This is a genomic window from Streptomyces sp. URMC 129 (assembly GCF_051386415.1).
Taxonomy (GTDB): Bacteria; Actinomycetota; Actinomycetes; order Streptomycetales; family Streptomycetaceae; genus Streptomyces.
Genome location: NZ_JBPQTQ010000180.1, coordinates 1 through 8994, shown reverse-complemented (window position 1 = coordinate 8994; position 8994 = coordinate 1). Strand labels below are relative to the sequence as shown.

6 protein-coding genes, 1 tRNA gene and 2 pseudogenes are annotated in these 8994 nt (G+C 70.0%); 5 read left to right on the top strand and 4 right to left on the bottom strand.

Annotated features, from left to right (window positions below; genetic code table 11):
- The first annotated feature begins 127 nt into the window (after positions 1 to 127).
- Positions 128 to 490 (top strand): hypothetical protein, encoded by a 363-nt coding sequence (locus ACSNOC_RS25810; RefSeq protein ID WP_436749979.1) that lies wholly within the window; start codon positions 128 to 130, stop codon positions 488 to 490.
- On the opposite strand, the pseudogene ACSNOC_RS25805 reads toward ACSNOC_RS25810, so the two are convergent.
- Positions 454 to 856 (bottom strand): annotated as a pseudogene (locus ACSNOC_RS25805) (WhiB family transcriptional regulator). The gene ACSNOC_RS25810 and the pseudogene ACSNOC_RS25805 overlap by 37 nt on opposite strands.
- Positions 857 to 1162: 306 nt before the next feature.
- Here ACSNOC_RS25805 and ACSNOC_RS25800 point away from each other — a divergent pair.
- Together ACSNOC_RS25800 and ACSNOC_RS25795 are read left to right on the top strand one after the other, a co-directional pair.
- Positions 1163 to 3490 carry a transglycosylase domain-containing protein gene (locus ACSNOC_RS25800; RefSeq protein ID WP_436749978.1) on the top strand — a complete coding sequence of 776 codons (2328 nt, stop codon included), beginning with the start codon at positions 1163 to 1165 and terminating at the stop codon, positions 3488 to 3490.
- A 122-nt stretch (positions 3491 to 3612) separates the two neighbouring features.
- Positions 3613 to 4386 (top strand): FHA domain-containing protein, encoded by a 774-nt coding sequence (locus tag ACSNOC_RS25795; protein WP_436749977.1) that lies wholly within the window; start codon positions 3613 to 3615, stop codon positions 4384 to 4386.
- Here ACSNOC_RS25795 and ACSNOC_RS25790 read toward each other — a convergent pair.
- Positions 4383 to 4847: a GatB/YqeY domain-containing protein gene (locus ACSNOC_RS25790; RefSeq protein ID WP_436749976.1), complete on the bottom strand. Its 465-nt coding sequence runs from the start codon at positions 4845 to 4847 to the stop codon at positions 4383 to 4385. The genes ACSNOC_RS25795 and ACSNOC_RS25790 overlap by 4 nt on opposite strands.
- A 32-nt stretch (positions 4848 to 4879) precedes the next feature.
- On the opposite strand from ACSNOC_RS25790, the gene ACSNOC_RS25785 reads away from it, so the two are divergent.
- Entirely contained in the window at positions 4880 to 5821 is a 942-nt protein-coding gene (locus ACSNOC_RS25785) for a metallophosphoesterase (RefSeq protein WP_436749975.1), read from the top strand.
- A 45-nt stretch (positions 5822 to 5866) separates the two neighbouring features.
- Positions 5867 to 5940, top strand: a tRNA-Pro gene (locus ACSNOC_RS25780).
- A 143-nt stretch (positions 5941 to 6083) separates the two neighbouring features.
- Here ACSNOC_RS25780 and ACSNOC_RS25775 read toward each other — a convergent pair.
- Entirely contained in the window at positions 6084 to 6761 is a 678-nt protein-coding gene (locus ACSNOC_RS25775; protein ID WP_436749974.1) for a hypothetical protein, read from the bottom strand.
- A 613-nt stretch (positions 6762 to 7374) separates the two neighbouring features.
- Positions 7375 to 8879, bottom strand: a pseudogene (locus ACSNOC_RS25770) (LacI family DNA-binding transcriptional regulator).
- Positions 8880 to 8994 lie beyond the last annotated feature (115 nt).

The following is an 8994-nucleotide window of genomic DNA, read 5'->3' as shown; positions in this document are numbered from 1 at the left end:
GGCGGGGACGACCGGGGAGGCGAAGACCGGGAAGGCGGGGAAGGCCGGGAGGGCGGGGAAGGCCGGGAGGGCTCGGAAAAATTCGGCGGGCGACGGCATGGCGGAGCACTCGCCTGGGCAGGATGGCATGCGGAGTGGTCGCCCCTCTCCCGAAGCAGACTCCAGCGCCCCGGCGGCCACGGCCCACGGACCGGTTTCCGGCACGGACGACCCGGGCGTCGACGAGGACGCCGACGAGAACGCCGATCATCTCGCCTCCGCACTGCTGCGCGTGCACGCCGAGCGCATGCGGCAGATCACGCGCGAGGAGCGCACGCGGGCCCGCTTCACCGCCCTGCACCCCGAGGTGCCGGTGACGGAGGTCGCGGCGCTGGCCGAGGACGTGCACGACCTGGCGGGGCTGCGCGCCATAGGTGACCGTTTGGCCTCCTGGCCTCCGGCCGACGCGGGGGATCAGCCGACTCCGGCGAGGTCCCCGAAGCCGTCGTAGTCCTCGAAGTCCCCGTACGCGCCGTCGCCGACGCGGCCGGTGCTGCGCTCGTACTCGGAGCGCGCGGTCTCCAGCAGCCGCCGCCACGACGTGACGGTCGGGCGCCTGCGCAGCAGGGCGCGGCGCTCCCGTTCGGTCATCCCGCCCCAGACGCCGAACTCCACGCGGTTGTCGAGGGCGTCGGCCAGGCATTCGGTGCGTACCGGGCATCCGGTGCATACCGCCTTTGCCCTGTTCTGTGCCGCCCCTTGGACGAACAGCTCATCCGGATCCGTCGTGCGGCAGGCGGCCTGCGCACTCCAGTCGGTCATCCAGCTCATGCAGGTGCCGTCCTCTCCCGAAATCGAGGCTCCCCCACGGCGGCAAGTGGCATATTCCGGCTTGCCAGTTGAGGACGTTACGGAAGGGAGGGCAGGCACAACACCCCCAGCGGGTCCATTCTTGAATGGCCCGATCGGACTATGGGCAGCGCGAAGTCACTCTTGTGAGTGAAGGAGAGGTGCCTGGTCACGCAGGTGCGGACGAGGCGCCGCCGTTCCGTGCGAGGTCTCCGTTGACTCACCCGTTCGGGGGAGGGCGCGCTTGACTGACCGGGGCTTTGTGTGAACCCGTAAGTAGCTTAGGCGAACAGTTGGACCCTTGTCCGGCGTTTGAGAACGTAGGCTTGGCCGCATGGGTAGAAGGCGTCCGGGTGGCGGTATGAGCCCCACGCAGCAGGCGGCCAAGTTCCTGGGGGTCAGCGTCCTGGCGGGCGCGGTGCTGGCGGGCCTGGCCCTGCCCGCCGTGGGAGCGCTGGGACTCGCGGCCCGGGGCACCATGGAGGGCTTCGACGAGATCCCCGCCATGATGGAGCAGCCGCCGCTGAGTCAGAAGACGACGATCCTGGACGCCGAGGGCAACACGATCGCGGAAGTTTACTCGCGGAACCGGACCGTCGTCCCGCTGGAGGACATGTCGGAGTACGTCCGCCAGGCCATCGTCGCCATCGAGGACGCCCGCTTCTACGAGCACGGCGCCGTCGACCTGCGCGGCATCCTGCGCGCCCTGAGCCGGAACGTGGAGGAGGGCGGCGTCGCCGAGGGCGCCTCCACCCTCACCCAGCAGTACGTGAAGAACGTCTTCGTCGAGGCCGCCGGCGACGACCAGGAGGCCGTGGCCGAGGCGACGACCCAGACGGGCGCCCCGGGCGTGGGCCGCAAGATCCGGGAGACGAAGTACGCGATCCAGCTCGAACAGGAGCTGACCAAGGACGAAATCCTGGAGAACTACCTCAACATCACCTATTTCGGGCAGCAGGCGTACGGCATCGAGGCCGCCGCCCAGCGGTACTTCTCCAAGCCCGCCGCCGAGCTGGAACTCCACGAGGCCGCCCTGCTCGCCGGCCTGGTCCAGTCCCCGACCGCGTACGACCCGGTCAACGACGACCAGGCCGCCCTCGACCGCCGCAACGTCGTCCTCCAGCGCATGGTCGAGACCGGCGACATCACCCAGGCCGAGGCCGACGAGGCGATGGCCCGCGACCTCGGGCTCAACGTGAGCGAGCCGCGCAACGGCTGCATCACCGCCGTCAACGACGCGGGATTCTTCTGTGACTACGTCAAGCAGGAGTTCCTCAGCAACCCGGTCTTCGGCGAGACCGCGGAGGAGCGCAACGCCCTGTGGGCACTCGGCGGCCTCACCATCCGGACCACCCTCGACCCCGACGACCAGCAGGCCGCCGCCCAGGCCGCGCGCGACCACGTGTACGAGGACGACGAGGTCGCCGCCGCCGTCGTCCAGGTCCAGCCCGGCACAGGCCACATCCTCTCCATGGCGCAGAGCCGCCCCTACGGCAACGACGCCTCGCAGCACGAGACCGTCATCAATCTGAACGTCTCCAGCGAGATGGGCGGCAGCAGCGCCGGCTTCCAGCCCGGCTCGACGTTCAAGCCGATCACCGCCGCCGCCGCCCTGGAGCAGGGCATCTCCCCGGCGCAGGAGTACACGACGGACTACGAGCACACCGTTCCCTACGGGGACTACCGGAACTGCGAGAACGTGCCGTACGAGTCCGCCAACGGCCCCGACTGGGAGGTGGTGAACGAGCGGGAGGACGAGCGCGGCACCTGGGACATGACCTCCGCCCTCGCCCAGTCGATCAACACCTACTTCGTGGAGCTGGAGCGGCAGGTCGGCCTCTGCGAGACGATCACCATGGCCGCCAAGCTGGGCGTCGAGCGCGGCGACGACACCCCGCTGGAGGCCCACCCCTCGGTGACGCTCGGCGGGCAGGAGACCACCCCGCTGATGATGGCCAACGCCTACGCCACCTTCGCCAACCGCGGCACCTACTGCGAGCCCATCGCCATCACCGCCGTGACGGACGCGGACGGCGAGGAACTGGCCGTCCCCCAGTCCGAGTGCACCCAGGTGATGTCGGAGCACACCGCCGACACCATCAACGTGATGCTCGGCGGCGTGGTCGAGGACGGCACCGGCGCGGCGGTCGGCCTCCAGGACCGGGACAACGCGGGCAAGACCGGCACCACGGACGAGCGCGCCGACGTGTGGTTCGTCGGCTACACCCCCGACATCTCCACCGCCGTCCACGTCGGCAGCGACACCGGGCGGATGCCGATGGAGAACATCACCATCGGCGGGCGGTACTTCGACCAGGCCAGCGGCGCCGGCGTGGCCGGCCCGATCTGGAGCCAGGCCATGACGGGCGCGCTCGCGGACGTTCCGCCCTCCTCGTTCCACGACGTCGACGTGCCGCGGGGCGGCGACCGCCGCCCGGACGACGACGGCGACGAGGGGAACGACGGCGGCGGGAACGACCCGGGCACCGGCGGGAACGACGGCGGGAACGACGGGGGCGACGGCTCCACCGGCGACATCTTCGGCGACGGCGACACCGACTTCGACGACTGGCCGGACATCCAGTGGCCCCCGGACACCTTCGGCGGCACCGACCAGGGCAATGAGAACGGCAACGGCAACGGGAACGGCAACTGGCCCTGAGCCGGGTCCGGCGCCACCGCGACGCGGCGACGCCTGGCAGGGGAGCGGCGGCCCCCCATGTCCCCTCCCTACCCGCCCTCTTCCGGGACCCGTCCCCAACGTCCCGCGCCAGACTGACCGTTGTGAAGAGCAACCAGGAGAGCCTCGCCCGCGGGGTCGCCCCCGCCACCCCCGGTACGCTGCACGCCCGTTCCGTGACGGGTGACATCCGCGTCCCGCCCCGCATCGGCCTGACCGTCAGCTTCGGCCGCGACCGGCCCGTCGTCGACCTGTGCGTGGGTGAGGACGATCTCCGCGTGAGCCGCCGGCACGGCGAACTCACCTTCCGGCGCGGCCAGTGGTGGCTGCGCAACACCGGCCGCCAGCTCGTCCGGCTGCCCCTCGGGCGGCTGATGCACCTCACCACCGACCCCGTTCCGCTGGCCGCCGGCTACACCCCCGTGGTCGTGCGCGGCTCCGGCCACCGCGAGCACCTGATCGAGCTGTACGTGACGGACGACGACGAGCCGCCCCGCACCCCGCGCCACGCCGCCCCGACCCTGCCCCCGAAACGCTGGCCGCTGTCGGACGAGGAACGGCTGCTGCTGGTGGTCCTCGCCCAGCGATACCTGCTGTACGAGGAGGGCGCCCGCCCGCTGACCTACCGGCAGGCGGTGGACCACCTCAAGGAGCTCGACCCCGCCACCAAGTGGACCGAGCGCAAGGCGGAATACCGCGTCGAGGCCATCCGCCGCCGCCTCTCCCGCGCCGGCGGCTTCCCCCACCCGCTGCTGCGCGAGGACGACGCCGTCGACGTCTCCGACAACAGCCTGATGCACAACCTGCTGCGGGGCCTGGTGGAGTCCACGACGCTGGTGCCGCCGGACCTGCTGCTGATCGACCCCGACCCGGCCTAGCCGGCGAGCGCGCGCTTGACCGCCGCGGCGACCCGCCCGCCCTCGGCCCGCCCGGCGACCTTGGGGTTGACGCTCTTCATGACGGCCCCCATGGCCCGCGGCCCCTCGGCGCCGCCCGCCCGGGCCTCCGCGACGGCCTCGGCGACCAGCGCGTCCAGCTCCTCGTCGGTGAGCTGCCGCGGCAGGTAGCCGGCGAGCACCTCGCCCTCGGCCCGCTCCCGTTCCGCCTGCTCCGGCCGCCCGCCCTTCTCGAACGCCTCGGCCGCCTCCCGCCGCTTCTTCGCCTCCCGCGTGATCACCTTCACGATGTCGTCGTCGGACAGCTCGCGGGCCGTCTTGCCCGCGACCTCCTCCGTGGTGATCGCGGCCAGCGTCATCCGCAGGGTGGCGGAGCGCAGCTCGTCGCGCTCCTTGATCGCTGCCGTCAGGTCGTTCTGCAGCCGGGACTTGAACGTGGTCATGGCGTCATTGTGGCAGCCGGTACGTTGTATGCATGCGCGCCCGATACCGCATTCCCCTCAACGCCGCCCTCACGGTGACCGCGCTCTCCGCCGCCACAGCGGCGTACGCGGCCGGCTTCGAGGCCCGTTCCTTCCGCCTCCGCCGCGCGTCCGTCCCGGTCCTCCCGCCCGGCATGAGCCCGCTCCGCGTCCTGCACGTGTCGGACATCCACATGGTGTCGGGCCAGCGGAAGAAGCAGCGCTGGCTCCAGTCCCTGGCGGCCCTCCAGCCGGACTTCGTGATCAACACCGGGGACAACCTCTCCGACCCCGAGGCGGTCCCCGAGGTCCTGGACGCCCTCGGCCCGCTGCTGGAACTGCCCGGCGCGTATGTCTTCGGCTCGAACGACTACTACGCCCCCATCCCGCGCAACCCCGCCCGCTACCTGGCGGAGCGCCTCTCCGGCCGCCACGGCCTCAACGGCAACCCGCCGCCCCGGAACGTTCCCCGCAACCCCTGGTGGGAGCTGCGCGACGCCTTCGACGGCGCGGGCTGGGCGAACCTCACCAACACCCGGGGCCGCCTCAAGGCGGCCGGCGCGGACATCGCCCTGACCGGCCTGGACGACCCGCACATCAAGCGCGACCGCTACCAGGAGGTCGCCGGCGGCCCCGACCGCGACGCCGACCTCGCCCTGGCGGTGGTCCACGCCCCGTACCTGCGCGCCCTGGACGCCTTCACGGCGGACGGCTACCCCCTGATCCTGGCCGGCCACACCCACGGCGGCCAGATCTGCGTCCCGTTCTACGGCGCCCTGGTCACGAACTGCGACCTGGACGCGGCCCGCGTCAAGGGCCTCTCCACCCACGAAACGGCAGGTCACCGCACGTACCTCCACGTCTCGGCCGGCTGCGGCACGAACCGCTACACCCCCTTCCGCCTGGCCTGCCCCCCCGAAGCGACCCTGCTGACGCTGACCCCCCGAGAAAGCTGATTTCCCGTACGGCGGACCAGTCGGCTAGAGTAGTCGTCGCTGCACCGGGGTGTGGCGCAGCTTGGCAGCGCGCTTCGTTCGGGACGAAGAGGTCGTGGGTTCAAATCCCGCCACCCCGACAGAGAAACACCAGCTCAGGGGCCTGATCCGCTTAGCGGGTCGGGCCCCTTCTGGGTTTCTGGGGCACTCTTGGGAGCCATTTGGGAGCCGGACCCGAAAATAGGGATCAGCCCCCTGCACAGCTGCACCGAGGGAACCGCCGTCACGTGTCGCTGCTCGGCTCCTGCGCCCAGGCGTCGTCATCCCAGCACCAACAATCCTTCGGATCGCCAAGCGCACGCGGCACATCGGCGCCTCCCCAAGGCACGGCGTGACCACGAAGGAAGTCCTCCGCCGCACTCATGGCTATCCACCGGACGGTGTACGCCTCCTCCGCCTCCCGGTGTGTTCCATCGTTGCCGTGAGCGGTCCAGCCCCAAGCACATCGGTCTGGAAGGTATGTGATCTCGGCAACTCCGCCGTACCTTTCCACCGTGATCTTCTCTGGTTGCCCCGAGCCGTCGTCGACCGCGCCGGGCCACTTCTTACGCGCTGCCTGCTTGGAGATCCCCCAGGCAGATCCCAGATGGCCATAGGTAGCGCCCATTCCCCCGCCCATCAGCGCAGCCTCTGCGGCAAGCACCTCAGCGGCTTCATGCACCAGCCGCAGGGCATGCAGGTAGGCGAGCTGCCAGTCTGCGAACAGCTCCGCCGTAGCAGAGGGTTCGTGTCCGTTGAACAGGCATTCCTGACCACGCGCCGAGATCCGACCCGCGATCTTGCAGGCAAGCTCCCTCAACTGGTCCTGCATCCAGGCTGCTTCGGCAGCATGAGGCGGACGCCACGGATCCGCCATGGCATCCGAATCGAACCAGAACTCGTCATCGCTCACTGAACGCATGGAGACAACCGTAGTTGTCGCAACGTGCCCGGTGGGGACAACCATGATTGTCGCAACGGGCCCGTCGCAGAGCGGGCTTCAAAGGTTTGATGTGCTCGGCTACTCGACTCGAAGCCACAGAGAGGAGAGCAAAACTCCAGGTCACGCCCGTATGACCTGGCCTAGAGGAGGTGACCAGCCTCGACACCAAGGCCGGAAAGCGGGCGGATTGACTTGCGGTGCTAAGTAGCAGCTGCCCGAAGGTGGGCGCGCTCGAATCACCGGGCAACCCACTTGCTTGCGGTCGATATGCGCCGTAGGCCCGAAGAATCGGAGAGGCCATGGCCAAGCACCTCAACTCTCACGTGGTTCCTGACGCTCAAGCGGCTTACCAGTCAGAGCCGCCCCCACGCACGCCGGCCTTCGAGCTTCGCTGCGGCCCCTTGCACGTGACACTTGATCGCGCACCGATCAAGTTGCTGGCACTCGGGAGCACGATGACGGCCGTTGCTATGGGAGCAACGAACTGGTTGCGCTGAAAGCCGGTCAGGGGGTGCTCCGCTTCGGAGCACTCCCTGACCTGATTCTCGTCGCTCGGGGCGATTGGGAGTCCCGAGCGACGAGCCCTCGTTTCCTACCAGCGTGCGCGCAGTAGATCATCCAGCACACGCACCGGTGACGTCGGGCGCCTCGCGAGCCGAGCGTCGAGTGCCATCTCCCACTGCTCGGTGAGACCGAGCATGAGGCGCTTGCGCATACCCGGTGTGACGTGGGCATAGCGCGCCGAGACCGAGCCGTCAATGTGGCCCATCCGCTCGTCCATGAGGACCTTCTCAGTGCCGAGGTCCTCCATCATCGTGCGGTGAGTGTGGCGTAGGCCGTGGGGTGTGAGGCCCTTGGCGATCGGGAGCCAGCAGGCGTCGGCCCGTTGACTCGCGCCGCGCCCGCGTGCCGGGATACCGGGCCACGGCTCACCGAGAATCGGCACCGGTCGGGTCTCCTGTGGTGCCTTCTTCGGGTACCAGCCGGAGACCGCCGGGGTGAACAGCCAGGTGGCGAAGCCGTTCCTGCGCCAGTGGGCCGCGTGCTCAGTGGTCGTGCCGCCCCACACGAAGCCGAGGTCGGCGATCGCCTGCTCGACGCGGACGCGGGTGTCCTCCCGTACGCGGTCGGGATGGTTGAGGACGTTGGATACCGTCCCCGTGGACACCCCTGCGAGGCGTGCGACGTCGATGAGCTTCGGCCCTGGTGGCCGCCTGCGCGCGCTGCACCCTGCCCTCGGAAGACGTAGGTCTTGCCGTGGCAGGGGCACGGCACGGGCTTCGTGCGGGCGACGTGGTTGGCGACCAGCGCGGACAGCCAGTCCATCGAGTCGATGGTGCGGTAGCTGTCGTCCTTCGGCGGGCAACGCACCAGCTCCCCCGTGTCGAGCTCGTACAGCTGCCACTCGACACGGACGGCTCCAGGGCGGACGAACGCGGTCTCCAGGCCGACGATCTCGCCCCATCGCATGCCGGTGTACCCCTTGAGGACCACGGCGACGAACTCGTCGTCACGGCCGGAGAGCAGGGCGGCGCGCTCGGCGGTCAGCAGGATGCCGAGCGCGTCGGTGACCACCTTCTCCGGACCACGGTCTCGGGAGCGGCCGGCGCGCTTACCCCGTCCGCGCCGCCGGGCAGCCGGGTTGGACGTGATCAGGCCCTCGTCGATCGCGTCCTCGAAGATCAGGTGGAGCGTCGAGCGCCAGGTCTTGACGCTGGAGGCCGCATAGAGGGTCCTCTCCTTCTTCTCCCACAGGTCGACGTCCGTGCGCAGGATGCCGGCGAGCGCCTTGTCCTCGAACTCGGGGAGCAGGTGCTCCTCGATGTGGCGCTTGTAGTTCTGCATGGTCGAGGCCGCCAGGTCCTGGGCCGCGTACCAGCGGTTCGCGTACTCGCCGAAGGTCTCCAGGCCGAGGGCCGGGTCGCGCCAGTCGCCGCGACGGTACTTGTTCTCGGCCTCGGCTGCTGCCCTCTGGGCCTCGCCCTTGGTGGCGAACCTGATCGCCTTGCCGTCCTCGTCGACGACCGTGTTGTGCTTGCCGGGCGCGACCTTGTACCGGCCGCGCCAGTAGTTTCCGCGCTTTTCCGCGAAGCCCATTGGTCGCCCCGCTACCGGCTGTGTCATAGCGGTCTCGGCGGGCCCTCGGCGAGCAGGTGGTGCGGGGCGGCATAGGTGATCTCCACGGTGGCGACGCCGGCGCCGCTCCCCGGCA

Excerpts from the sequence above, each read along its gene's own strand:
- ACSNOC_RS25800 (WP_436749978.1), top strand. The coding sequence starts at position 1,163 with ATGGGTAGAAGGCGTCCGGGTGGCGGTATGAGCCCCACGCAGCAGGCG.
- ACSNOC_RS25790 (WP_436749976.1), bottom strand. The coding sequence starts at position 4,847 with ATGACCACGTTCAAGTCCCGGCTGCAGAACGACCTGACGGCAGCGATC.
- ACSNOC_RS25785 (WP_436749975.1), top strand. The coding sequence starts at position 4,880 with ATGCGCGCCCGATACCGCATTCCCCTCAACGCCGCCCTCACGGTGACC.
- ACSNOC_RS25810 (WP_436749979.1), top strand. The coding sequence starts at position 128 with ATGCGGAGTGGTCGCCCCTCTCCCGAAGCAGACTCCAGCGCCCCGGCG.
- ACSNOC_RS25775 (WP_436749974.1), bottom strand. The coding sequence starts at position 6,761 with ATGCGTTCAGTGAGCGATGACGAGTTCTGGTTCGATTCGGATGCCATG.